Origin of the sequence: Streptomyces sp. NPDC057253, assembly GCF_042669125.1 — a bacterium.
Taxonomy (GTDB): domain Bacteria; phylum Actinomycetota; class Actinomycetes; order Streptomycetales; family Streptomycetaceae; genus Streptomyces.
Genome location: NZ_JBHUXV010000008.1, coordinates 33525 through 56780, shown reverse-complemented (window position 1 = coordinate 56780; position 23256 = coordinate 33525). Strand labels below are relative to the sequence as shown.

24 protein-coding genes are annotated in these 23256 nt (G+C 71.1%); 6 read left to right on the top strand and 18 right to left on the bottom strand.

The window, feature by feature from the left end:
• Positions 1 to 119: 119 nt before the first annotated feature.
• Both ACFULQ_RS06320 and ACFULQ_RS06315 read right to left on the bottom strand, forming a co-directional pair.
• Positions 120 to 1142 (bottom strand): SDR family oxidoreductase, encoded by a 1023-nt coding sequence (locus ACFULQ_RS06320; RefSeq protein WP_383538878.1) that lies wholly within the window; start codon positions 1140 to 1142, stop codon positions 120 to 122.
• A 99-nt stretch (positions 1143 to 1241) separates the two neighbouring features.
• Entirely contained in the window at positions 1242 to 2291 is a 1050-nt protein-coding gene (locus ACFULQ_RS06315; protein WP_383538875.1) for an aldo/keto reductase, read from the bottom strand.
• A gap of 76 nt (positions 2292 to 2367) precedes the next feature.
• On the opposite strand from ACFULQ_RS06315, the gene ACFULQ_RS06310 reads away from it, so the two are divergent.
• A complete protein-coding gene (locus ACFULQ_RS06310; RefSeq protein WP_383538872.1) occupies positions 2368 to 2904 on the top strand; it encodes a TetR/AcrR family transcriptional regulator in 537 nt (178 codons plus the stop codon).
• A 156-nt stretch (positions 2905 to 3060) separates the two neighbouring features.
• Here ACFULQ_RS06310 and ACFULQ_RS06305 read toward each other — a convergent pair whose 3' ends face one another.
• Positions 3061 to 3981 carry an ADP-ribosylglycohydrolase family protein gene (locus ACFULQ_RS06305; RefSeq protein WP_383539101.1) on the bottom strand — a complete coding sequence of 307 codons (921 nt, stop codon included), beginning with the start codon at positions 3979 to 3981 and terminating at the stop codon, positions 3061 to 3063.
• 217 nt (positions 3982 to 4198) lie between these two features.
• On the opposite strand from ACFULQ_RS06305, the gene ACFULQ_RS06300 reads away from it, so the two are divergent.
• The 5 genes from ACFULQ_RS06300 to ACFULQ_RS06280 all read left to right on the top strand — a co-directional run bounded on the left by ACFULQ_RS06300 (position 4199) and on the right by ACFULQ_RS06280 (position 10108).
• Complete coding sequence (locus ACFULQ_RS06300; protein ID WP_383538870.1) at positions 4199 to 5518, top strand: alpha/beta hydrolase; 1320 nt, start codon at positions 4199 to 4201, stop codon at positions 5516 to 5518.
• Positions 5519 to 6142: 624 nt separating this feature from the next.
• Positions 6143 to 7453, top strand: coding sequence for a glycoside hydrolase family 30 beta sandwich domain-containing protein (locus ACFULQ_RS06295; RefSeq protein ID WP_383538869.1), 1311 nt, complete (start codon positions 6143 to 6145; stop codon positions 7451 to 7453).
• 144 nt (positions 7454 to 7597) lie between these two features.
• Entirely contained in the window at positions 7598 to 8359 is a 762-nt protein-coding gene (locus ACFULQ_RS06290; protein WP_383538867.1) for a ZIP family metal transporter, read from the top strand.
• Between the two features lie 164 nt (positions 8360 to 8523).
• The gene (locus tag ACFULQ_RS06285; protein ID WP_383539099.1) at positions 8524 to 9324 is read left to right on the top strand and encodes an SDR family NAD(P)-dependent oxidoreductase; all 801 of its coding nucleotides are present in this window, start codon (positions 8524 to 8526) and stop codon (positions 9322 to 9324) included.
• A 34-nt stretch (positions 9325 to 9358) separates the two neighbouring features.
• Positions 9359 to 10108 carry an SDR family NAD(P)-dependent oxidoreductase gene (locus ACFULQ_RS06280; RefSeq protein WP_383538865.1) on the top strand — a complete coding sequence of 250 codons (750 nt, stop codon included), beginning with the start codon at positions 9359 to 9361 and terminating at the stop codon, positions 10106 to 10108.
• A 146-nt stretch (positions 10109 to 10254) separates the two neighbouring features.
• Here ACFULQ_RS06280 and ACFULQ_RS06275 read toward each other — a convergent pair whose 3' ends face one another.
• The 15 genes from ACFULQ_RS06275 to ACFULQ_RS06205 form a co-directional block, all read right to left on the bottom strand.
• Positions 10255 to 11310 (bottom strand): MBL fold metallo-hydrolase, encoded by a 1056-nt coding sequence (locus ACFULQ_RS06275; protein ID WP_383538863.1) that lies wholly within the window; start codon positions 11308 to 11310, stop codon positions 10255 to 10257.
• Entirely contained in the window at positions 11307 to 12851 is a 1545-nt protein-coding gene (locus tag ACFULQ_RS06270; RefSeq protein WP_383538860.1) for a class I adenylate-forming enzyme family protein, read from the bottom strand. Before ACFULQ_RS06270 ends, ACFULQ_RS06275 begins: the two co-directional genes overlap by 4 nt.
• Positions 12852 to 12906: 55 nt before the next feature.
• Positions 12907 to 13227 carry an EthD family reductase gene (locus tag ACFULQ_RS06265; RefSeq protein ID WP_383538858.1) on the bottom strand — a complete coding sequence of 107 codons (321 nt, stop codon included), beginning with the start codon at positions 13225 to 13227 and terminating at the stop codon, positions 12907 to 12909.
• 26 nt (positions 13228 to 13253) lie between these two features.
• Positions 13254 to 13646 carry a hypothetical protein gene (locus tag ACFULQ_RS06260; RefSeq protein WP_383538857.1) on the bottom strand — a complete coding sequence of 131 codons (393 nt, stop codon included), beginning with the start codon at positions 13644 to 13646 and terminating at the stop codon, positions 13254 to 13256.
• Positions 13643 to 13993 (bottom strand): nuclear transport factor 2 family protein, encoded by a 351-nt coding sequence (locus tag ACFULQ_RS06255; protein WP_383538854.1) that lies wholly within the window; start codon positions 13991 to 13993, stop codon positions 13643 to 13645. Before ACFULQ_RS06255 ends, ACFULQ_RS06260 begins: the two co-directional genes overlap by 4 nt.
• A 114-nt stretch (positions 13994 to 14107) precedes the next feature.
• The gene (locus ACFULQ_RS06250) at positions 14108 to 14734 is read right to left on the bottom strand and encodes a TetR/AcrR family transcriptional regulator (protein WP_383538852.1); all 627 of its coding nucleotides are present in this window, start codon (positions 14732 to 14734) and stop codon (positions 14108 to 14110) included.
• Positions 14735 to 14957: 223 nt separating this feature from the next.
• A complete protein-coding gene (locus ACFULQ_RS06245; protein ID WP_383538849.1) occupies positions 14958 to 15851 on the bottom strand; it encodes an enoyl-CoA hydratase/isomerase family protein in 894 nt (297 codons plus the stop codon).
• Positions 15848 to 16618, bottom strand: coding sequence for an SDR family NAD(P)-dependent oxidoreductase (locus tag ACFULQ_RS06240; RefSeq protein WP_383538847.1), 771 nt, complete (start codon positions 16616 to 16618; stop codon positions 15848 to 15850). Before ACFULQ_RS06240 ends, ACFULQ_RS06245 begins: the two co-directional genes overlap by 4 nt.
• Positions 16615 to 17391: an SDR family oxidoreductase gene (locus ACFULQ_RS06235; protein ID WP_383538844.1), complete on the bottom strand. Its 777-nt coding sequence runs from the start codon at positions 17389 to 17391 to the stop codon at positions 16615 to 16617. The genes ACFULQ_RS06240 and ACFULQ_RS06235 overlap by 4 nt, the downstream gene beginning before the upstream one ends.
• On the bottom strand, positions 17388 to 18602 hold the full coding sequence (locus tag ACFULQ_RS06230; protein WP_383538842.1) for an acyl-CoA dehydrogenase family protein: 1215 nt from the start codon (positions 18600 to 18602) through the stop codon (positions 17388 to 17390). The genes ACFULQ_RS06235 and ACFULQ_RS06230 overlap by 4 nt, the downstream gene beginning before the upstream one ends.
• Before the next feature lie 12 nt (positions 18603 to 18614).
• A complete protein-coding gene (locus tag ACFULQ_RS06225) occupies positions 18615 to 19586 on the bottom strand; it encodes a phosphotransferase family protein (RefSeq protein ID WP_383538839.1) in 972 nt (323 codons plus the stop codon).
• 97 nt (positions 19587 to 19683) lie between these two features.
• Positions 19684 to 20895, bottom strand: coding sequence for an acyl-CoA dehydrogenase family protein (locus tag ACFULQ_RS06220; RefSeq protein ID WP_383538836.1), 1212 nt, complete (start codon positions 20893 to 20895; stop codon positions 19684 to 19686).
• Positions 20896 to 20905: 10 nt separating this feature from the next.
• Positions 20906 to 22054, bottom strand: coding sequence for a thiolase family protein (locus ACFULQ_RS06215; protein WP_383538834.1), 1149 nt, complete (start codon positions 22052 to 22054; stop codon positions 20906 to 20908).
• Positions 22051 to 22422, bottom strand: a complete 372-nt coding sequence (locus ACFULQ_RS06210) for a Zn-ribbon domain-containing OB-fold protein (protein WP_383538832.1) — start codon at positions 22420 to 22422, stop codon at positions 22051 to 22053. Before ACFULQ_RS06210 ends, ACFULQ_RS06215 begins: the two co-directional genes overlap by 4 nt.
• Positions 22407 to 23195 carry an enoyl-CoA hydratase/isomerase family protein gene (locus ACFULQ_RS06205; protein ID WP_383538830.1) on the bottom strand — a complete coding sequence of 263 codons (789 nt, stop codon included), beginning with the start codon at positions 23193 to 23195 and terminating at the stop codon, positions 22407 to 22409. The genes ACFULQ_RS06210 and ACFULQ_RS06205 overlap by 16 nt, the downstream gene beginning before the upstream one ends.
• Between the last annotated feature and the right edge of the window lie 61 nt (positions 23196 to 23256).

Sequence of the window (23256 nt, the reverse complement as noted above, 5' to 3'; positions counted from 1 at the left end):
ACCGGCGCGCCTCGGCGGGAGCGGGTGTCGGTGAGGTGCAGGACCAAGAACGCGGCGTAGCCGACCCGGCCCACCCGCCACGAGGCGCCTCGTGCCGGTCCCCCTCTGTCGTCGGACCGTCAGTTGCCGATGCCGTGGGCCAGGAGGCTCTCGGCGGTGTCCGCGATGGTGTCCTCGATGGGGCGGGGCCGCCATTCCAGAAGCTGTTCCGCCTTGGCGCTCGTGGCGTCGAGGTCGCGGCCGAGTTGGTGCCGTAGCAGTCGCAGCTCCGGGTTCACCAGGCCGAGCGCCCGGGTGAGCCAGACCGGCAGTTCACGGGTCGGTGCCTTCGCGGCGCGCTCCCCCAGGCGGTCGTGCAGCGTGCGTGCGATGTCCACGACCCGCATGCTGTGCCCAGCGATGGCAAGGAAACGCTCGCCCGCCGCTTTCGGCGAGGTCATCGCACGCAGATGCAGATCCGCGACGTCCCGTACGTCGACGTAGCCCATCCCGAACGGGGGACACGCGGGGACCCGTCCTTCGAGCATTCTGCGTACCAGGCGCAGGGAGGGGGGGTCGTCCGGGCCGAGCAGGGGACCGAGGACTCCCACCGGGTGCACCGTCGCCAGTTCCAGTCCGCCGCCTTCTTCCTCGACGAACTTCCAGGCCGCGCGCTCGGCCAGTGTCTTGGAGCGCTGATAGGGCGGGATGTCGCTGTCGAGGTCGGTCCAGTCCTCCTCCGTGAAGGGGGTCGAGCGGGGCGGGTGCCCGATACCGATGGCACCGAAGGCGCTCGTCAGGACGACCCGTCGCACGCCGGCGTCGCGGGCGGCACGCAGTACCCTCAGGACGCCCTCCCGTGCGGGGACCACCAACTCGTCCTCGGTGGCCTGTTCCTGACGTAGCGTCGGTGAGGCGACGTGAAGGACGAAGTCGCAGTCGGCGACGGCTTCGTCCCAGCCTTGAGGCTGTTCCAGGTCGGCTTGAACGACCGTGAGACGGTCGTCGTCGAACGGTGCGGCCGCCTGCAGCCAGGAGCGCAGTGCGGGCTCGCGCCGCGGGTCGCGGACCGTGGTGCGGACGGTGTGCCCGGCATCGAGCAGGGCCAGGACGCACCAGCTCCCGATGAACCCTGTCCCGCCGGTGACCAGTACCCGTGTCATCCGTGTCTCCTCAGGTCGTGACGTGTGAGTGGAGTGGTGTCGGCGCAACGTCGGATGACGCCGCCGTGCGGCGGCCGTGCTGCGGCCGATTGAGCGGGCTCATGCGAGCGCCATGCCGGGGACGCGGCGGCGGATGGCCTCCAGCTCGGCTTCGTCCGAGACGCCCTGCCAGTCGTGCCGAGGGGTGTAGGGAGCCTCCAGGGCGCGCACCTCGTCGTCGGTGAGTTCGACGTCGAGCGAGGCCACGGCCTCGTCGATCTGGCGCGTCGAGCCGGCGCCCACCAGGGGCGCGGTGACGACCGGCTGGTGGCGCAGCCAGGCGAGCGCGATCTGTGCGCGGCTGACGCCGTGCGCGTCCGCGACCTGCCCGACCGCGTCGACGATCGCTCGGTTGGAGGCCTCCTGCTCGGGCGAGTAGAGGAGGTCGGCGAAGGCGCCGTCCGTCTCCGAGCGTGCCGTCGTGCGGGCGTCGTCCCACCCACGGGCGAGGCGGCCGCGGGCGAGCGGCGACCAGATGACCGTGCCGACTCCCTCGTCCAGGCACAGCGGGATCATCTCGCGCTCCTCCTCCCGAGCGAGGAGGTTGTAGTGGTTCTGCATCGACACGAACCGTGCCCAGCCGTGCTGCTTCTGGAGGTTCAGAGCCTTCGCGAACTCCCAGGCGTGCATGGAGGACGCGCCCAGATAGCGGACCTTGCCCGCCTTCACGAGGTCACTGAGCGCTTCGAGCGTCTCCTCCCAGGGGGTGGAGTGGTCGTTGCGGTGAATCTGGTACAGGTCGATGTAGTCGGTGCCGAGCCGGCGCAGCGAGTGGTCGACCTCGGTCATGATCGCCTTGCGGGACAGTCCCCGGCCGTTCGGCCCCAGCCGCATCGGATGCCGCAGTTTCGTCGCGATCACCACGGCGTCCCGGTCGGCGAAGTCCTTGAGGGCCCGGCCGAGGATCTCCTCACTCGAACCGTTCGAGTACATGTTCGCGGTGTCGAAGAAGTTGATCCCCTTCTCCAGTGCGTGCCGGACGAGCGGCCGCGCCTCCTGCTCGCCCTGCGACCAGACGGGATGCCCGCGGTCGGGCTCGCCGTAGCTCATCGCTCCGATCGCGATCGGCGACACGTCCAGGCCGGTCGTGCCGAGCTTGATGTACTGCATGATGCCCCTCTACATTTAGTGGAGAACTCTCCGGATAACTTAGTGGAGAGTTCTCCACTTAGCAAGGGGAGATCCTGTGGTCCGCTCCGACGCCCGCGAGAACCGGGCTCGCATCCTCGCCGCCGCCCGGGAGGCCTTCTCCGAGGACGGCGCCGCCTCGATGAACCAGATCGCCCAGCGCGCCGGGGTCGGCGCGGGCACCCTGTACCGCAACTTCCCCACCCGCGAGGCACTGGTGCTGGCCGTCTACCAGGACGAAGTGGCGCGCATCATCGCCACCGTGCCCGTCCTGCTGGCCCGGCATCCGCCCCTCGAAGCGCTCCGCCACTGGACCACCGACCTCGTCGAGGCGATGCGCAAGAAACACGGCCTCGGCGACGCGCTCAGCCCCGGCGCGCACCAGGCGATCAGCGAGCAGACCTACGGCCCCGTCATCGCCGCGATCACGGAGCTCCTCGACGCCGGCAAGAAGGACGGAAGCATCCGCGCGGACGCCGATCCCGGCGACTTCCTCCAGCTCACCGGCGCACTCTGGCGCGCGCCCTCCGCTCCCGAGGACAGGGCCCCCCGCATGCTCGCGCTTGTCCTCGACGGATTGAGCACGCACCCGTAGACGGTCCGCGCCAACAGGCACGCACGCGTACGGGCACGCGGGACAACGGCGGCCGGAGCAGACGATGCGTCAGAGCGACGGGAGCGCGACCTGAACGGCACCGACGTCCGTCGTCCGCCGGAGCAGGGCACAGCGCTACGGCCCATAAAGGTTCGATCAAGCTCCGAGGCGGCCTGCAAGCTGGAGCAGATCCGCCAGGCGCAGCACCCGCCCGTCGAAGCCCGGAAGGGGGACATGGAGCGGCTCGGTCCAGCGGGCGGGAATTGCGTCCAGCCCGTAGTACGCCCCCGCGAGGCCTCCGGTCACCGCGGCGACGGTGTCCGTGTCACCGCCGAGGTCGATCGCCGCGCGGATCGCGTCCTCGAAGCCGGTGGTGGTGCGCAGGGCCCAGACCGCGGAGCCCAGGCAGGGCCAGACGGCACCGTTGAACTCGGTCGCCTGATCGGGGTGCCAGTCGGGCGCGAGGACCGTGGCGTAGCGATCCCGGTGGTCCGGATGGACAAGAGCCAGGATGTCCGGCAGCGCGGCGAGGGGGTCGGCGTCGTCCAACGTGACACGGATGAGTTCGTGGAAGATCGCGGTGCCTTCCCAGGCCGCACGGTCACCGTGGGTGAGCGCAGCAAGGCGGCGAGCCGCGTCCATGGTTGCTTCCTGCCCGGCGGCCGCGAAGTGGACCGCGGAGGTCGACGCCCGCATCAGGGAGCCGTTTCCCGCGGCTCTTAGGTTGACCTGGAAGTGAATCGCGGCGGCGAGGTCCCAGGGCATGCCGTTGGTCAGGACGTCCTCGGTCTGGAGGCCGATGTCCTTCGGGTCTGCCGCCGCCCACCGCTGGAAGCGGGCGAAGATGTCCGCCAGATCCAGTCCGCCCCGCTCCAGCAGCGACTGGGCGACCAGGACCGCCATCTGCGTGTCGTCCGTGGCCTCGCCGGGGTCCCAGCCACCGCCTCCGCACATCTCGCCACCGGCACCGGGCGCGGGAAACCGCGCGGAGAACGCCCCCTCGGGACCGAACTCGAACGGGGCACCCAGGGCGTCCCCCACCGCCGAGCCGACGACCGCACCGGCGGCCCGCCGCATCCGCTCCACCCGCTTCATCCGCCCCATCCGCGCAGGTTATCCGTGCCATGACCCGCCCGGTGGATCGAGGGCGTGCCGCACAGCGAAGCGTTGCGGCCAGATGGGTGATGTTTGCCTGTAGTACTCACACAGGACGCTTTCCACGGAACTTCGATGGCCTTTTGTCCCTCCTTCTGTGCATAGGAACCTTGCACGGCCAGGAAAGTCAGGGACTGACATGGGTTTGACCAGTCGAACGACCGTATACACGTTGGTGGCGTTGGCCGCCCTGTGTGTGGGGTTGCTGGTCTGGGTGTGGCCTCGCTTCGCGAAACCGGGGCTGTGGCACGTACTGGGGCGGCTGGGGGCCATCGGCGTGACCCAGGTCATGATCGTCGCGGCCTTCGCGTGCGGGGTGAACTCCTCGTACCAGTTCTTCGGCTCCTGGAAGGAGCTCTTCGGCGACGTCGACACCGAACCCGTCGGCGTGACACAGGCAGCCGGCCCGGGCGGGGACACGGTGACCGGCGTCAGCGACGTCCACGGCTCGCTCGTACAGCCCGCCGGCAACCAGCAGTTGAGCCAGGTCTCCGGGCTTCCCGACGGGCGTCCCGAGGTGACCGGGCGGGTCGAATCCGTGAAGATCATCGGTCGTCGTACCGGCGTGGTCGATCCGGCGTTCGTCTATCTGCCGCCGCAGTACTTCCAGCCGGCGTACCACCGTATGCGTTTCCCGGTGATCGTCGCGCTCAGCGGCTATCCGGGCAGCATCTTCAATCTCGCGCAGCATCTGCGCGTCTCGCAGACCGCGGCGGCACTGGAGCGCCAGGGCAAGATGCAGCCGACGATCGTGGTGATGATCCGGCCCACGATCGCTCCGCCGCGCGACACCGAGTGCGTGAACGTCCCCGGTGGGCCGCAGACCGAGACGTTCCTGGCGAAGGATCTGCCGCAGGCGATCAGGTCCGTCTACCGGGCGGGCCACTACGCCAGTGCCTGGGGAGTCATGGGGTACTCCTCGGGCGGCAGTTGCGCCCTCCAGCTCACCATGCGCAACCCCGGGATCTACACCACGGCCGCCGCCCTCTCCCCCGACTACAGGGTCAAGGACGATCCCACGACCGGCAACCTCTTCGGCTCGGGCCCGGGGCGTCAGGCCCGCATCGACGGACACGACCTGATGTGGCGTCTGAAGCACCTGCCCGCTCCCCAGGTCTCGGTCCTGGTCGCCAACAGCAAGCACGGCGAGAAGGGGTACCCGCAGACCCAGGCCTTCATCCACGCCGTCAAGGCGCCCATGCGGGTCGTGTCCATACTGCCGGAGAACGGCAGCCACAACTTCCCCACCTGGGTGCGCGAGATGCCCGCCGCACTGACCTGGATGAACGACCAGCTCACGTTCCCGCAGGACGTCGTCCCCCGATCCCACCCCAAGAGGACGACCGAGGCCGAGGGCTCACCCAGGCCGAGCCACAGGGCTTCGCACGATCCGCTGCGGGCGGAGGGGCGGGAACCACGGGAGCCCACCGCCTCGTCCCGCCCCGGCACGGGCCGCTAGCCGCCGACGATCGACCGGAGCGGACCCCCGGCCGACCGGAGGACGCTGTTCGAGAAGCCCGACGCAGCTGAACTCGACGGGCATGAGACAGACAGTCCGCCTCCTGACTGGCCAGGGTGGCGCGAGGGGGCCGCTGACCGGTGACCGTCGTCTGTGTGACGCTCACACCGGCGGCCGTCCAGGAAGCGGAAACCGCCGAATGCCCCGCGGACCGCTGACCGTGCCGCAGGGCCATCGCCGACAGGCCAAGGGTTCCCCGACGTCTTGACTGTGGGAGGGGGTGCTCCTACGGTCCCTGCACCGCCACACGATCGGTCAGGACATCGAATCATTCGATGAAGGGGAGCGCTCCCGTACGTCTCAAAGCCCTCAAGAAGAGTCGTCCTCATGGGTTTTGAGGGTCTGTTCGCACCACCCCGCCCGCGCGACGCACCTATGCCGTCTCCTCCCGGGCACGTGACTGGGGCGGTGTACCGAAACTTTTCGCCCGCGAGTGAAGACCTGGCAAGTGCAGACAGATACCCGCGGCGCCCGACCGGGACGGTCACGCAAGCGGAACGACGCCGAGTCAGCGAAAGGCCGACGAGCAAGCACACATCAGCGCCACGTCCTGAAGGAGGAGCAATGTCATCGCACCGGAGTGGTTCCGGCACCACAGGGCCGCAGTTACCGAGTCGTCGGGCCGTCCTGGCGACCATGAGCGCCCTACCGGTCCTCGCAGCCGCGCCCCCGGCGCTGGGTGCGCCCCTGACATCGTCCCCGGCGGCGGCCGCCGTGACGGTCGACCCGTCGGCGACCCGGCAGACGATCCGGGGATTCGGCGGCATGAACCACCCGCTGTGGATCGGTGACCTGACATCCGCCCAGCGGGACACGGCGTTCGGGAACGGTGAAGGGCAGCTCGGGTTCTCCGTACTGAGAATTTTCGTCTCGGAGGACCGCGCGAACTGGAGCCGCGAGGTCGCGACCGCGAAGCGGGCCGTCGAGCTCGGGGCCACGGTCTTCGCGTCCCCGTGGAATCCCCCCGCCCAGATGGTCGAGACCTTCGTCCACGGCCAGCAGACGGACGCGAAACGACTCCGGTACGACATGTACGGCGCCTACGCCCAGCACCTGAACGACTTCGTCGCCTTCATGCGGAGCAACGGCGTGAACCTGTACGCCGTCTCCGTGCAGAACGAGCCCGACTACGCCCACGACTGGACCTGGTGGACCCCGGCGGAGATGACCAGGTTCCTGCGGGAGAACGCCGGCTCGATCAGCACCAGGGTCATCGCCCCGGAGTCCTTCCAGTACGTCAAGAGCTTCTCGGACCCGATCCTCAACGACCCCGCGGCCCTCGCCAACCTGGACATTCTCGGGGCGCACCTCTACGGCACCTCGTTCCAGAACTTTCCCTACCCCCTCTTCAAACAGAAGGGCGCGGGCAAGGAGCTGTGGATGACCGAGGTCTACTACCCCAACAGCAGCGACTCGGCCGATCTCTGGCCTCAGGCGCTGGACGTGGGGGAACACGTACACCGCGCGATGGTGGACGCCGAGTTCCAGGCGTACGTGTGGTGGTACATCCGGCGCGGCTACGGGCCCCTGCGGGAGGACGGGCGGATCAGCAAGCGCGGTGCCGCCATGGCGCACTTCTCCAAGTTCGTCCGCCCAGGGCACGTCCGGATCGCGGTGACCGCGAACCCGCAGCCGAACGTCTACCTCTCGGCGTACAAGGGGAGCGGTTCCCGGCTGGTCATCGTCGCCGTCAACAAGGGGACCTCGCAGGTGAGCCAGCAGTTCACGCTGTCGCACAACGCGTCGTCCGGCGTGTCCTCCTGGCTGACGGACGCGAGCAGGAACCTCGCGTCCCAGAGCCGGATCACCGTGTCGAACGGCTCCTTCACCGGGCAGCTTCCCCCTCAGAGCGTGACCACCTTCGTGACCGGGTAAGGCCGGGCATCCACCGACTCCACTCCGGCCGAGCAGTCGACGGGCGGCGAGGGCACCGATCTCGACGTCACCCTCGACCTCGACCTGCGGATGCGGGCGGCCGGCCCCGTGACGCCATGCCCCCTCCGGGGTACCGGTAGCGGCATGAATGAAGCGGTACAGGCAGGACTGTGGGGACTTCTGGCGGGCTCGGCGCTGCTCCTGGGCGCGGTGCTCGGGTACGGCCTGCGCGTGCCGCAGAAGGTCATCGCCACGGTGATGGCGTTCGGCGCCGGGGTGCTGCTGTCGGCGGTCTCCTTCGAACTGGTCGGTGAGGCGTACGACGAGGCCGGCATCACCCCGGCGGTCATCGGCACGCTCGGGGGCGCCGTCGCCTACACGGCGGGCAACGCCTGGCTGGCCGGCCGCGGTGCCCGGCACCGCAAACGCTCCGGCTCCCAGTCGGCCCAGTCCCAGCCGTCGGAGGCCCAGCAGGACGGCTCCGGAATGGCGCTGGCACTGGGAGCACTGCTGGACGGCGTCCCGGAATCGGCCGCCATCGGGGTCAGCCTGCTCGACGGCGGCACGGTCAGCCTGGTGACCGTGGCAGCGGTGTTCCTCAGTAATGTCCCCGAAGGCCTGTCGAGTTCGGCGGGCATGAAACGGGCGGGGCGCAGCAAGGCCTACGTCTTCGGCGTGTGGACGGCGATCGCCGCGGCGAGCACCGTCTCCGCGGTCCTCGGGTACACCGTCGTCGGCGCGTTCTCCCCGGCCGTGATCGCAGCCGTCACCGCGGTGGCCGCGGGGGCGATCCTCGCCATGATCGCGGACACGATGATTCCCGAGGCGTTCCAGGACACCCAGCTGGCGATCGGCCTCATCACGGTGTGCGGCTTCCTGCTGTCCTTCGCCCTCTCCCACGCCTGACCGCCAGGCCTCGAACCGGCGTAGGGGTCAGCCGGTCGGCGCCACAGCATCCCGAGCGCGGTCTCGTCCCGAGCCTTGTCGGACACGGTCACCGACTCTAGACTCCCTAAAATGAACCCAGTTCAGTTCAGATCGTCCGTCGCTGACCCGGGAGCGGCCTCGTGATGGGATCCCTGGGCGGGAAGACCTCCCTCGTCACCGGCGCCGGGCAGGGCATCGGGCGGGCGATCGCCGTCGAGATGGCCCGGCAGGGCGCCTCGGCGGTGTCTGTCGCCGACCGGAACGGCGAGACCGCAGCCGAGACGGCTGAACTGGTGCGCGCCGCCGGGGCCCGGGCCGAGGTGATCGTCTGCGATCTGCGGGACCGGGACAGCATCGCCGCCATGGTCGCACGCACCGCGGAGCGCTTCGAGGGGCTCGATGTGCTGGTCAATAACGCCGGAGTGATCGAGACCGCGTTCACGGACGGACGGGACCGCGCTGTCGACTCGCTCCCCGAGGAGATCTGGGACGCGGTCTACGAGGTCAACCTCAAGGCGGTGTGGCTGACCACCAAGTTCGCCGCCCCGCACCTGCGCCGCTCGCCGCGCGGACCCGCCATCGTCAACACGTCGTCCGTCTCCGGTCTCACCGGCTTCCCCAACGCCCCGGCGTACGGGGTCACCAAGGCCGGCGTCATCCATCTGACGAAGGTCACCGCGGTCGACCTGGCCCCGGTGCGCTGCAACTGCTTCTGTCCCGGTGTCATCGACACACCGCTCGCCCAGGACTTCTTCGCCGCCGCCGGGGACCGTGCCGCGGTCGAACACGAGCTGACCGCGCCCCAGTTGGTGGAGCGGCTCGGACGCCCGGAGGAAGTGGCCAGGCTGGCGTGCTTCCTGGCCTCCGACGACGCCGCGTTCATCACGGGCTCGTCGTACGTGATCGACGGCGGCGCCCTCGCCTGGCTCGGCGTACGGGACTGACCACCGCCGCACCACCGAGATGTGAGGAGACCCGATGCGAGCGAGGCTGGCCGGGAAGACCGCTCTGGTGACCGGTGCCACGGGAGGCATCGGCGATGCCGTCGTACGACGTCTCGCGGCGGAGGGCGCGAGCGTGGTGATCACCGACCTCGACGCCGGCCCCTGCGAGAAGCTCGCCGAGGAGGTCGGGGGCGGTGCTCTCGGGCTGGCTCTGGACGTGTCGGACGAGTCCGCCTGGCGCGAGACCGTCGCCACCGCGACCGCCGCACTGGGCGAGCTGTCCGTGCTGGTCAACAACGCCGGTATCGCCACCATGCACACGGTCGAGACCGAGACCATGGACTCCTGGGAACAGGTCCTCGCCGTGACCCAGACGGGCGTCTGGCTGGGCATGAAGTACGGCGGTCCCTCCATCGAGCGCTCCGGCGGCGGCTCGATCGTCAACGTCGCCTCGATCTTCGGGACGGTCGGCGGCTTCGGGGCCCAGTTCTCGTACCACGCGGCCAAGGGCGCCGTACGTCTGATGACCAAGAACGCCGCGCTGCACTGGGCCGAGCGCGGCGTCCGGGTGAACTCCCTGCACCCCGGCTTCATCGAGACGCCCCGCTCACGCGAACTGTGGCGCGGCACGCCGCGGTTGGACGCGATGATCGAGGGGACACCGCTCGGCCGGCTCGGCATGCCCGAGGAGGTGGCGGCGGCGGTGGCCTTCCTCGCCTCCGACGACGCGAGCTTCGTGACCGGGTCCGAGCTCTACGTCGACGGCGGCTGGACGGCGCGCTGAGTCCGGCTGGTCCAGGCCCGCGACCCGCCCCGCGCGCCGGACCGGACAGCCCTGGACAGCCGTAGCCGCGTACCGGACATCCCTGGACAGCCGTAGCCGCGAACCGGACAGCTCCAAACACAGCCATGGCCGCCTATCAGACGGCCCTAGACAGCCACGGCCGCGTACCGGTCGACCCCGTCGCTCCGCGTGCTGTTCCTGGCCCGTCCGCGGGACACCAGCACGTCCAGGTGCGCCGCCGTCTCGTTCACGGCGAGCATCTGGTCGAAGGGGCCGAGGTCCGCGAAGGAGACCCGGCGCCTGGTCCACCCCAGCTCCCCCGCCACCTCGAACGCGGTGCGCGTACGGTCGGCCAGCGCGGCCAGGATCTCGGCCAGGCGGTCGTCGTGGTGGGCGAGGAGCTCTCCGACCCGGGCGTGCATGCTGTCGCCGACCGGGCCGTGCGCGGGCAGCAGTCGTGCGTCGCCGAGTGTGGTCATCAGGTGCAGCGAGTCGAGGTAGTCGCCCAACGGCAGGGGGGGTCCGCCGAGTTCGAAGCCGATGGACGGGGTGATGTGGGGCAGCACGTGGTCGCCGGAGAACAGCAGTCCACGCGTCCGGTCGAGGTAGACGACATGCCCCTGGGTGTGGCCGGGTGTCGGGACCACCGTCAACCGCACGTCCCCGAAGCGGAGTTCCTCCGATCCGAGCCAGCGGTCCGGCGCCTCCCAGACAGCGGCGTCGAAGTCGCCGTCGTACATGCCGGCGACCCGCTCGGCGAGTTCGTGGGCACCGGCCCTGCGCAGGGTGGCCAGTGAGCCGACCGGCTCGTCCGTGCGCAGCTCCCCGAGGAGTTCCAGGCCACGCCGTTCACCGGCGCCGAGGTGGACCCGGGAGCCCAGCAGCCTGCGCAGTTCGACGGCCTGGGTGTAGTGGTCGCGGTGGATGTGCGTCACCAGCACGTCGGTGATCTCGCCCAGGTCATGGCCGAGTCCGGTGAGCGCGTCCTCAAGTGCCTTGCGGGACGCGGGGATCGACCAGCCGCCGTCGATCAGGACCAGTCCCTCCGTCAGGCCCTCCAGCGCGTACACGTTGACGGCCCGCAGTCCGTCGTCCGGCAGCGGAAGGGGTATGCGGTGGACTCCGGGCCGTACGGTCTCGGCGCCCGCCTGTGCCCAACTGCCGCGGTCGAAGCGGGGGGTGCGGGTCGTGGGGGTGGTCATGCATCTCCTTGGCGGTGCTGTTCGGGGTGTGCGGCTAGGCCCGCGTGCAGGTCGTGGGCGAGTCTGCGGGCTCCCGACCGGTCGAGCTTGCCGACCGTGGTCTGCGGCAACTCGCTCACGGTGAAGGCGAATTCGGGCCATTTGGCCTTGGACAGTCCGGTGCGGGCGAGATGGGCGGTGATCTCGTCGAGGCCGAGTTCCCCGGTGCCGTCCTCGGCCACGAGGAGCACGGCGGCCCGTTCGCCGAGGAGCGGGTCCGGCACGGGGGTCACACAGACGCGGGCGACGGCCGGATGGCCGGCGACGGCCCGCTCGATCTCGGTGATGTCGAGGTTGCGGCCGCCGCGGATGATGACGTCCTTCTCCCGGCCCATGACGGTGACCGTGCCGTCCTCACCGGTCACCAGCAGGTCGCCGGTGGGGAAGTAGCCGTCCGGGGTGAGCTCCGGCGGTTCGACCTTGCCGTCGCGCGCGTAGCCCAGGAAGAGCGAGGGGCCGCGGACCTGGGCACGGCCGGTCGTGCCGGGCCCCACGGCGGTGCCGTCGGCCGCAACCGCCCTGAGGTCCGTGCCGGGGAACGGGCGCCCGTCGCGGCCGAGGCGGATCTCCTCGGGATCGTCGGGCCGGGGCGAGGTGTGCCCCAGGCACTCCGACATGCCGAAGACGCGCAGGATGGTCGTGCCCAGGGAGCGCTCGGCACGGGCGAGGGCCCCGCGGTCCATCGGGCCGCCGCCGACGGTGATCGAGCGGACCCCGGAGAGCACCCGCGATCCGGCGGCCGCGGAGCCCATCTGAAGCGCCATGGTCGGCACGCACATGGTCCACCGGACCTCGTGGGCGGCCATCCGCGCGAGCGCCTCCTCGCGGTCCCAGCGGCCGGACAGCACGAGCGGTCCGCCCAGCATGAGCGAGAGGCAGACCCCGAAGCAGTAGGCGGCGGTCGAGGAGAGCGGGACGACGGCGGACACCGCGTCCCCGTCGCGCAGGCCGTTGACATCGATCGTGCACGAGCAGGCGTAGCGCAGGGCGCTCTCGGACTGGACGACACCCTTGGGGCGCCCGGTGGAGCCGGAGGTGAGGCCGATGAGCGTGCCGCCGGACCAGCGGGAGACATCCCGCGGTCCGCGTCCGGCGCGGACCGTCCAACCGTCGAGCGCCTTGGTCGTCGACGCGTCCGCAAGGGCCGTGGCACCTCCCCACTCCTCGATCGCGGCGGGTTCGGCGATCAGGACGTCGGGCCGGATGTCCTCCACGGCGGCGGCGAACTCGGCACTGGTGGTGTGCCGGTTGACCAGCGCCAGAACGCCGCCCGCGCGCCCCACGGCGAGGGTCGCGGCGACGGTGCGCCACGAGTTGTCCGCCTGGAGGAGGACGGTGCCCCCCTGCGTGCCCTCCGGCATGCCCGCCGGGGTCATCGCGTCGGCCAGTTCGCTCGCACGCCGCAGGAGTTCACGCGCGCCGTGGGTCCCGTGGTCGTCGACGACCGCCGTGAAGTCGGCCTGCTCGGAGCGGTCGTAGAACTCCCGCACTGTCTGTCGCATCCGCTGCCTCGCCTCTGTGCGAAGGGGTCGTGGGAGATCGGGCGCTCGGGGGACCTCAGCCGCCGTACATCTCCATCTCGCCGCCCATGACGGCGATACGGCGGCCGCGCATGTCGCCGACCTGGGCGACGGCCGCCGCCCACTGCGGGCTCTTCAGCGCCGTACGCAGGTCGTCGGCGGAGTCGAAGCCGAGGACGGAGACTCCGTCCCAGCCTTCGGAGCGCGGTTCGAGGGCCGCGTCGAGGTCGGTGTGGCGCCAGGACCTGAGGCCGGGCAACTGCCGGGTGAGTTCGGCGTGTTCGCCGCGCCACCAGTCGATGAAGCGTTCGTGGGTCCATTCCGGCGGCCGGGCGGCCAGCAGAACGAGGTTGTACATCGCGCCTCCTCGGTTCCTCGGATTCCTCAGGTGAACAGCACCGCCGGTGACCGTCCGATCAGGAGCCGGCGCACCTTGCCGTCGTCGTCCAGTCGCGCCGAGGCCACGAAGGTCGCCTCCGGTACGCCCGCCCTGCGCACCTCGCCGAGGTACAGCTCGTCCTGGCCGACCGCGGTCGCGCTGAGCGGGTGGTGGGTGCGCACGCCGACCTCGCGCTGGGCGAGGTAGCCCTCCATCTCGGCCCGGCCGCCGTGGAAGTCGGTGCCCGCGTCGCCGCCGGTGGAGAACAGGATCGAGAAGGAGAAGTCGTCGCTGATCAGGTCGAGGATCCGGTCGGCGTCGTCGCTGTCCAGGATGGCGAACCAGTTGGTCAGGAACGGCGCGGCGGACACGGACGGTGCCTGCGCCCGGGCGCTCACGGCCGGTCCACGAGGTCGAAGTCGGGGGTGAAGAACGACTGGTAGCCGGCCATCAGCCCAGCGGACGAGACCCGTACGGCCGACAGGAACGCCCCGGTCGTCACTCCCTGGTCCACGACGAAGCCGTACGCCGTCTCGACGTCCCCGTCCACGGCGTACCGCACGATCTCGTGCCGTCGGTCCACGGCGTTGCGCCCGGCGATGTAGGCGGCGAAGTCCGCGCGGGAGGCCCCGGTGTGCAGGCCACCGGGCAGGGAGATGAGGAACCGGAAGCCCGGTTCCAGGAGCTCCAGGGCCTTTTCCGGGTCCTGGCCGTCCATGCGGGCCATGTATTCGCGAAGCACCATTGCGTATCGCTCTCCCTCGGCGCCATGAGATCCGACATCATGAAACAACCTGAGTTCAGTTCAGTTTGACTCTACGGCAGCGGCCCCGCCGCCGACAAGGGGCGGGGCCCGGGGTTACTCGGCGACCATCCGCACCACGCACCCCTCGATCATCTCGCTGATCTCGGACAAGGGGATCGCGCCGGTCGGGCGGTACCAGCGCCAGACACTCACGATCATGCCGAGGACGGCGAGGCCGAGGGTGTGCGCGTCCCGGACCGGGAAGCCGCCCCTGGACATGCCGCGCATGAGCAGGTTCGTCCAGTCCCGCTCGACCATCTGGACCAGTTGGCGGGCCGCGACGCGCTCGGTCTCCTCGCGCTTGGACTTCCGCGGGGTGGCGAGCAGGGACATGTTGGCCTGGAGGATGCGCATCTGGCGGATCTCCTGCTCGGTGACGGCGAATGCGGCGCGGACGGCCGCGCGCAGTTCTTCCACCGGTTCCGTTTCGTCCGCGGTGGCCTCGACGAACTGGTCGTGGGAGCGCTGGAGTTCCAGGCGCATGATGGTGAGCAGGCAGTGGGCCTTGGACTCGAAGTAGTGGTACAGGGCGGTCTGGCCGATGCCGACGCGGTCGGCCACCTCCGACCACTTGGTGTTCTCGTAGCCGTCCTCCCCGAACCGCTCCACCGCGGCCACGAGGATCGCCCCGCGCTTCGACCTGGGCCCCTCCTCCGGATCCACGATCCGCGCCCTCGCCATTGCCTCTCCCTCTCCTCCACAGCCGGTACCGATCACCGTCCGGTCGTCCGAGAGTAGACCCAAGTTCAAGTCGGGTACGAATCGGAGATCGGGCGGGTCATGCGCGTGCCGAGGGGCGGGTCGGAGTGGGGGCCTGGAGTCGTCGGGCTTCACCGAGCCGGAGGCCGCCCGTCGCAGCCCTACTGCCGAGGCGGGGCCGGCTTGCTGTCCGCACGGCGGAGCCTCACCCTTTCCGGGTCGGTCTGTCGGGTCCTGCCACACCCCGCCGCGGTGGCGAGGGCGAGGAGTCCGGCGGCGTCGCCAGGTCCGGCCCCGCGCCATCGACGCTTCCACGCCGTGCGACCGCCCGGAAATCCGGTCGGCGCCCCGCGAGGAACGCCGCCACCCCCTCCCTGCCCTCGGCCGCCCCCGCGGCGGCGGTCAGTTGGCGGGCCTCCAGGTCGAGGTGGTCGTCGAGGTCGACGGAGAGCGCTCGGTCGAGCAGCCGCCGCGTCGCCCCATACACGGCCGTGGCGCCACGCGCCAGTGCCCCGGCGATCCCGACGGCCTCCTCCTTCAGCCGTTCCGGTGCCACGATCCGGCTGACGAGCCCCATCTCCAGCGCCTCGGCTGCTGTCACCCGCCGATTCGTCAGCAGCAGATCCCTGGCCCGCAGCGACCCGACCAACCGGGGCAGCGACCAGCTGACCCCGGCGTCCGGGGTGTACCCGATGCCGGTGTACGCGGCCGTGAACCGGGCGTCGGTCGCCGCCAGGCCGACGTCCGCCACCGCCACCAGTCCGAGACCGGCGCCGGCCACCGCACCCTGCACGGCGACCACCAGCGGGGCCTGAAGCCCGGTGAGAATCCGCAGCGCCCCGTGGAGGGCGTCCGTGACCTCCGTGAGGTGGTCCGCCAGACCCGCCCCGGACACCGCCCCGAACTCCTTCAGATCACCCCCGACACAGAAGGACCGCCCCTGCCCGCTGAGCAGCACGGCCCGGACCCGGGCCTTCTCGCACTCCCGGGCGGCGCCGAGCAGCGCCCGGGCCATCGCCAGGTCGATCGCGTTGCCGTCCCCTCGGCACATCTCCACCCGCGCCAGCCCGTCGGCGTCGATCTCGACCGTCACCCTCATCGCGCCGTCCATCCGCCGTCCACGGTGAGGACCTGACCGGTGCAGTACGCGGACGCGTCCGAGGCCAGGTAGAGCAACGCGCCGTCCAGCTCTCCCGGCTCACCGCCGCGCCCGAGCATCGTGCCGCGCTCGACCCACCGTCGGGAGCGTTCGTCGGAGAACAGTCCCTCGGTCATCTCCGAGCGGAACCAGCCGGGCGCGAGCGCGTTGACCCGCACCCCGGCCCTCCCCCACTGTCCGGCCAGTTCCCGGGTCAGCCCGACGAGCCCGGCCTTGGACGCCGCGTAGGCCGCACCGCCCAGCGGAGCGCCGGAGACCAGGCCGAGGACGGACGAGACGTTCACCACCGATCGCGTACGGCCCTCCCCGGGGACCGGCGCCTCGGCGAGCAGCCGGGCGAGGTGGAAGGGGGCGACCAGGTTCACGTCCAGCACTCCGGCGAAGTCCTCGGCGCTCTCGTCCTCGGCCCGCACCGCTCCGGCCGCCCCGGCGTTGTTGACGAGCACGTCGATCCGGCCGGTCTCGTCGAGCGCCGTCTCCATGAGCCGCACCCGGTCCCGTGCCCGCGAGACATCACAGACGACGGGATGGATGCGCGGGTCGTCGTCGGCGAGCTCCTTGAGCCGGTCCAGCCGTCGGGCGGCGGCCAGGACGGTCGCGCCGGCCGACGCGAGCACCACGGCGAACCGGGCCCCGAGCCCCGAGGAAGCCCCGGTGACCACGGCGGTCCGCCCGCGCAGCGAGAACAGTTCCTCGGCGGAGGTCACGCCTCCACCCCGATCGGCAGTACGGTCGCGCCGCCGTCCAGGACCAGCGTCTGGCCCGTCATCCACGACGAGGCCGCCGACGCCAGGAAGACGGCAGCGTGCGCCACGTCCTCGACGGTCCCGAGCCGGCGCAGCGGCAGCCTCGCGGTCAGGATCGGCTCCCTCGGCTCCCACACGGCTCTGGCCAGCTCGGTCTTGATCAGCCCTGGCGCGATGGCGTTCACGCGCGCCATCGGCCCCAGTTCGTAGGCGAGTTGGCGGGTCATGTGCAGCATCGCCGCCTTGGTGGCGTTGTACCAGCCGATGTGCGGGTCGACGACCAACCCGCCGACGGAGGCGATGTTGACCACCGCTCCCCCGTGTTCGCTCATCCACGCCCGCCAGGCGCACCGGGTCCAGGCGACCATGCCGTACTGGTTGACCCGTACCGTCTTCTCCGCGCGCGGCAGGTCGAGGTCGAGGAGGTCGCCCATGTACGGGTTGGTGGCCGCGTTGTTGACGAGGACGTCGAGGCTGCCGAAGCGGGCCACGGTCTCCTCGACGCAGCGCTCGGCGTCCGCGGGCTCGCCGACGTTGGCGACCACCTCGTGGATCTCGCCGTCCCCCTTGACCCGCAGCAACTCCTCGCGTGCCGCTGCCAGTCCATCGGCCTTGCGGGAGGCGATGACCACATGGGCGCCCGCCTCCCGGTACGCCCGGGCGATACCGAGCCCGATGCCCCGGGAGCCGCCGGTGACCAAAGCCACCCGGCCTTCCAGCTGCCGTCCGTTCACGCCGACTCCTCCGGGTACTTGGCCAGTTCGCGCCGCGCAACCGTGCGCAGATGCACCTCGTCCGGGCCGTCCGCGATCCGCAGCGCCCGGGTGATGGCGTAGAGCCGGGCCAGTACGGTGTCGTCGCTGACGCCCGCGGCCCCGTGGGCCTGCACGGCCCGGTCGACCACGCGGTGGGCGACCTCCAGGGCGGCGACCTTGATCGCGGCGACCTCGGTGCGGGCGGCCGCGTTGCCCGCGGTGTCCATCAGCCAGGCCGACTTGAGGACCAGCAGCCGCAGTTGCTCGATCTCCATGCGGCTGCGCGCGATCCACTCCCGGACGACCCCGCGCTCGGCGAGCCTGCCGCCGAACGCGGTGCGGGTCAGGGTCCGGCGGCACATCAACTCCAGTGCGCGTTCGGCGAATCCGACGGCGCGCATGGCGTAGTGCATGCGTCCCGGCCCCAACCTCCCCTGGGCCAGGGCGAATCCCTCTCCCTCGCCGCCGAGCAGCGCCGAGACCGGCACCCGTACGTCCTCGAAGAGCACGTCACCATGGCCGCAGCGGTCGGTGTAGCCGAACATCGGCAGGTCGCGCAGCACGGTGACGCCAGGGGTGTCGCGCGGGATCAGCAGCATGCTCTGCTGCCGGTACGCCGGTGCCTGGGGGTCGGTGACGCCCATCAGGATGATCAGCCGGCAGTCCGGGTCGAGGATGCCGGAGGTGTACCACTTGTGGCCGTTCACGACGTACTGGTCGCCGTCCCGGGTGATGCGGGTGCGAATGTTGCGGGCGTCGGAGCTGGCCACCTCGGGCTCGGTCATGGCGAAGCACGACCGGATCTCGGCCTCCAGCAGGGGCCGCAGCCAGCGGTCCCGCTGTTCGGGTGTGCCGTAGAGGGCGAGCAGTTCCATGTTGCCGGTGTCGGGGGCGGAGCAGTTGAACACCTCGGGGCCGATCACCGAGCGTCCGGCCAGTTCGGCGAGCGGCGCGTACTCGAGGTTGGTGAGGCCGGCGCCCAGGTCGCCGTGGGCGAGGAAGAGGTTCCACAGTCCTTCGGCACGTGCCTTCTCCTTCAACTCCCGCATGATCGGCGGCAGTTCGTGCGGGTCGTCCGCCTCCGCGAGCTGACGGTCGTAGACGGGCTCGGCGGGCAGGACGTACTCCCGCATGAACGCGTCCATACGGGTGCGGAGTTCGTCGGCCCTCGGGGAGAGTGCGAAATCCATGCTGGCGCTCCTTCAGGGCCGTCGGGCGACGATGTCGTGGGCCGTGCGGATCATGGCCGCGATGGTCGGCGGCAGCCGCTCCTGGTCCGGGTCGTGGTGGATGCCCTCGCGGTGCCTGCGCAGGTTGTGGCCCATGATCGCGGCCATCTTGGTGCGGGCCAGGGCCCGGAACCAGTCGAGGGCGGGGGGCTCGGGGTGTCCGTCGAGGTAGGCGGTGAGCAGCTCCCGCTCGCCGGGCAGGCCGGGGACGGCACGGCCCAGCCGCGGGAAGTTGCGGTGGTCGGTGAAGAGGAGGAACCACGCGAGGTCGATGCGCGGATCGCCGTGGCCCCAGATCTCCCAGTCGACGACGGCGGCCGGCCGCGCGCCCCGGCACAGGACGTTGCCGAGGCGGAAGTCGCCGTGGGTGAGGGTGGCGGGAATGCTCTCGGGGACGCGGGCGGCCAGGGCGTCCAGCAACTCCTCCGCGCCGGGGCGCAGTTCGGACGGCACAGCCCGCATGGTGCGACTCCACCGTTCCAACTCCGCTGCCGGGCCCAGTGGCTCGGTGGGCCGCGGTCCTGTCGTGCCGTGCAGGTTCCGCAGCACCTCGGCCAGGGCGAGCATGCGCTCGCGGCACAGCAGCGGGTCGAGCCGGTGTTCGTCCAGGACCGGCTCGGTCGCCTCACCGTCGATGAACTCCATGGCGAACCAGGCCGGTTCGCTCTCGTCGACGGCGACCACACCCGGCACGGGCACCTGTGATCCGGCGAGCGCACGCAGGATGCGGGCCTGGCGCAGCACGTCATTGCGGCCGACCGGGCGCCGCCCCGGCGGCACGGCCTTCACGACGTACGCAACCGGCCCCGCCTCGATGGCGTAGGTCAGCCCCGAATGGCCGCCGGGCAGCACGCGCAGGTCTCCGAACACCGCGCCCGAATGCCGCTCACGCAGCGCGGCACGGACCCTGCGCGCGAGCGCGGACACCTCCGTCGCGGTGCTCAACTCCCCACCCCCTTGGATCCCTCGCTCAGCCCCAGCGCGCCGGACACGACGTCCGAACGCCGTCCACCGCGCTCCGCACCCACCCCTCGCACGGTTCTCAACTCCCCGCCCCCTTCGGTTCCTTGGGCAGCCCCAACACTCGCTCGGCCAGAATGGTCCGCTGGATCTCGTCGCTGCCGCCGGCGATCCGGTATCCGGGGGCGCCGAGCAGGTGCTCGGTCCACGCGAAGGTGCCCCACTCCCCCGTGTCGGCGGCCAACCGTGGTCCGAGGAGCTGCTGGACCAGGTCGGTGGTGGCGCGCATGGTCGCGGTGGCGTGGAGTTTGCCGACCGAGGCCTCGGCGCCCGGCTCACGGCCCGCCACCAGCGCCGACGTCACCCGCAGCGCGATGAGCCGCTGGACGAGGGCGCGTACGAACAGGTCGGCCGCCTGCTGCCGTTCACCGTCGTGGAGGGGGCGAGGCAGGTGGCGGGCGAGGTCGAGGGCGCGGTCGGCGTTGTCGAGGCCCAGTCCGCCGGAGTCGAGGCGTTCGGCGGCGAGCACGGTGAGAGTGACCCGCCAGCCCGCGCCGACGGGGCCGAGCCGGTCGGTGTCGGGCACGTGGACGTCGTCCAGGTAGACCTCGTTGAAGCTGGCGCCGCCGGTCATCTGCCGGATGGGCCGTACGGTCACGCCCGGGGCGTCCATCCGGACCAGGAAGACGGTGATGCCCGCGTGCTTCGGCGCCTCGGGGTCGGTACGGCACACGGCGACCCCCCAGGTGGCGACCCGGGCGCCGGAGGTCCAGATCTTGTGGCCGCGCAGGCGCCAGCCGTCGCCCTCGCGCACAGCCCGGGTGCGGACGGCGGCGAGGTCGGAGCCCGCCTCCGTCTCCGAGAACAACTGGCAGGCGAGCTCGTCGGTTCGGAGCAGGGGACGCAGCCAGCGCCGCTTCTGCTCCTCGGTACCCCAGACACGGATGGCGGGGGCGACGAGCTGCTGGGTGACGGGGAAGATCTCGCTGCGCCTCGGTACGTCGAAGGCGGCTTCCTCGGCGCGGTACAACTGCTCGTAGGGGGCGGGAAGTTCCCGGCCGCCGTACTCCGGTGGCCAGGCGAGGGCGCCCCAGCCCTGGTCGTACCGGAGGCGTTCCCATGCGCGTGTCCGCTCGGTGTGGGCGTGTTCCTCGGCCTCGGTCCAGTTCTCGAAGACGGCCACCGAGTCGTCGCCGCGCCCCCACTCCTCGTGGGCGGGTCGCTCCTTCGCCACGCCGGTCAGCCAGTTGCGGGCCGCGGCACGGAACTCCTCCGGGCCGGGTATGCCGTCCATGGTCCTCCTCTCAGCGGGTCAGCACGGTGCAGGCGCTGACGCCGGGCGCCCCGTACACATGGGTGAAGCCGGCCGACGGGTCTCCGGGCACCTGGCGTTCGCCCGCCCGTCCGCGCAACTGCTGGACGACCTCGTGCACTTGGCGCAGTCCGGAGGCGCCGATGGGCTCGCCGTTGGCGATGCAGCCGCCGTCGGTGTTGACCGGGAGCAGGCCGTCGATCCTGGTCGCTCCGAACGGGATGAGGGACTCCTGTTCGCCGTGCTCGCAGAATCCGCACTCGGCCAGGTGCATCACCTCGGCGCCGCTCTCGGTGTCCTGCAACTGGCACACGTCGATGTCCCGCGGCCCGAGCCCGGCTTCCTCGAAGGCCGCTCGGGCGGCGTCGGCGCTCACGCTCGTCGGTGTCCCGGGCGGCGCCCAGGGGCTGAACACCTCGAAGGAGCCGAACCGCCGGGTCCGTACGACCGCCGCCCGCAGGGTGACGGGTGTGCCGCCGATCCGGCGGGCCACCGCGCGGTTGCACAGGACGAGGGCGACCGCGCCCTGGCCGGGTGAGCAGAACATGTACCGGGTCAAAGGGTCGTTGACCATGCCGGAGGCCAGGATCTCGTCCGCGTCGAGCGGCTTGCGCCGCCAGGCGTGCGGGGTGAGCGTCCCGTTGGCGTACGCCTTCTCGGCGACCAGGGCGAGGGTGCGGGCGGTGATGCCGTGGTCGTGCAGGTACCGCTGGATCTTCATCGCGAAGAACTGCGTGGTCACCATCAGCCCGTCGCGGCCGTAGGCCTCGTCGAGCCCCCAGTCGGCCGGCCGCGGGTCGAAGGCACCGCGCGGGTGCTTGTCGAAGCCGACGGCGAGGGCGACGTCCGCCGCGCCGGACCGGATCGCCTGGGCGGCGGCCACCAGCGCGCTGCCGCCGGTCGCGCAGCCGTTGCGGACATTGGTGAACGGCAGTCCGGTCAGGCCGAGTTCGGCGACCAGGGTGTCGGCGTTCCCGGCCGCGTCGCTGCCGCCGTAGGCGGCCCGCACCCGGGACCATGGCAGGCCCGCGTCCTTGAGCGCGGCCCCGACGGCCTCCACGGCCAGTCGGCGGCCGCTCTTGTCGGTGCGGGCGAAGGAGGTGATGCCGGCGCCGCAGACGAGCACGTCCTCCGCGTTCATACGGCGCCCTGCGCGGCCCTGGGTACGCCGTCCCCGGCCGTGAGCGTCACCGGCATGCCGATCTCGGCGTCCTCGGGCGGGATGTCGAGCGCGGCCAGCACACGGACCCCTTCCGGGAGTTCGACGTAACCGACGGCGAAGGGCGTGAATCCGGTGGCGGGCGGGACGTACGGCGGCGACTTGGGCGCGTACCGTTGCACGGTCCAGGTCCACAGCGTGCCCGTGCCGGAGAGCAGGACCGGCTCGGCGGGACGGCCGCAGCGCGGGCACGTGGGGTCGGCGGGGTAGACGGCCACCGCGCACTCGGCGCACCGGGAGCCGCGCAGCCGGCCCCCGGCGCCCGGCGCCGGGCTCAGCGGCCCTTCCACTGGGGCTCCCGCTTCTCCAGGAACGCCGACACACCCTCCGCCGCGTCCTCGGAGTTGAGCATCACGCCGACCGCGAGGTGCTCCATGACCATCAGCGACTGGATGTCGGCGTCGAGGCTGCGGTCGATGGTCATCTTGGTGATCCACATGGTGAAGGGGCTCTTGTCGATGAGCTGGTCCGCGAACTCCTCGACCGTCGCGTCGAGTTTGTCCGCGGGCGCCGAGGCGTTGATGAGGTCGAACTCGGCGGCCTCGACACCGGTGAGCAGCTTGCCGGTGAGCATCAGCTCCTTGGTCTTGCGGACGCCGATCATGCGCGGCACCCGGTAGATCGGTCCCGCACCGCCGAACAGCGCGCGCCGGATGTGGAAGTCCCCGATCAGGGCGTCGTCCGCGGCGATCGCGAAGTCGCAGGAGATCATCAGCTCGAAGCCGCCCGCGGTGACATGCCCTTCCAGGACGGCGATGGACGGCGTCTTCATCGAGTAGAGCCGGTCGCAGACCTTCGCCGACAGCACGGCGACGTCGATCGCGTTGGACCTGCCGACGAACTCCGCCTTGAGGCTGTCCAGGTCGAACCCGGAGCAGAAGGTGTTGCCGCGGCCGCGCAGCACCAGGACGCGCAGCTCGGGGTCCGCGTCGACCTCGGTGATGATCTCGTCCAGCCGGTTGAGGATCGGTACGGTCACGCAGTTCTTCTTGTGCGGCCTGTTGAGCCAGACCCGCGCCACATGCCCGTCCCGTTCGAACTGGATCTCGTCCTCGACTGCCATGAGTCCTCCAAACTGAACTGAATTGAGTTCGATTCTGCGGTCGGTTCGAAGCCCCTGTCAA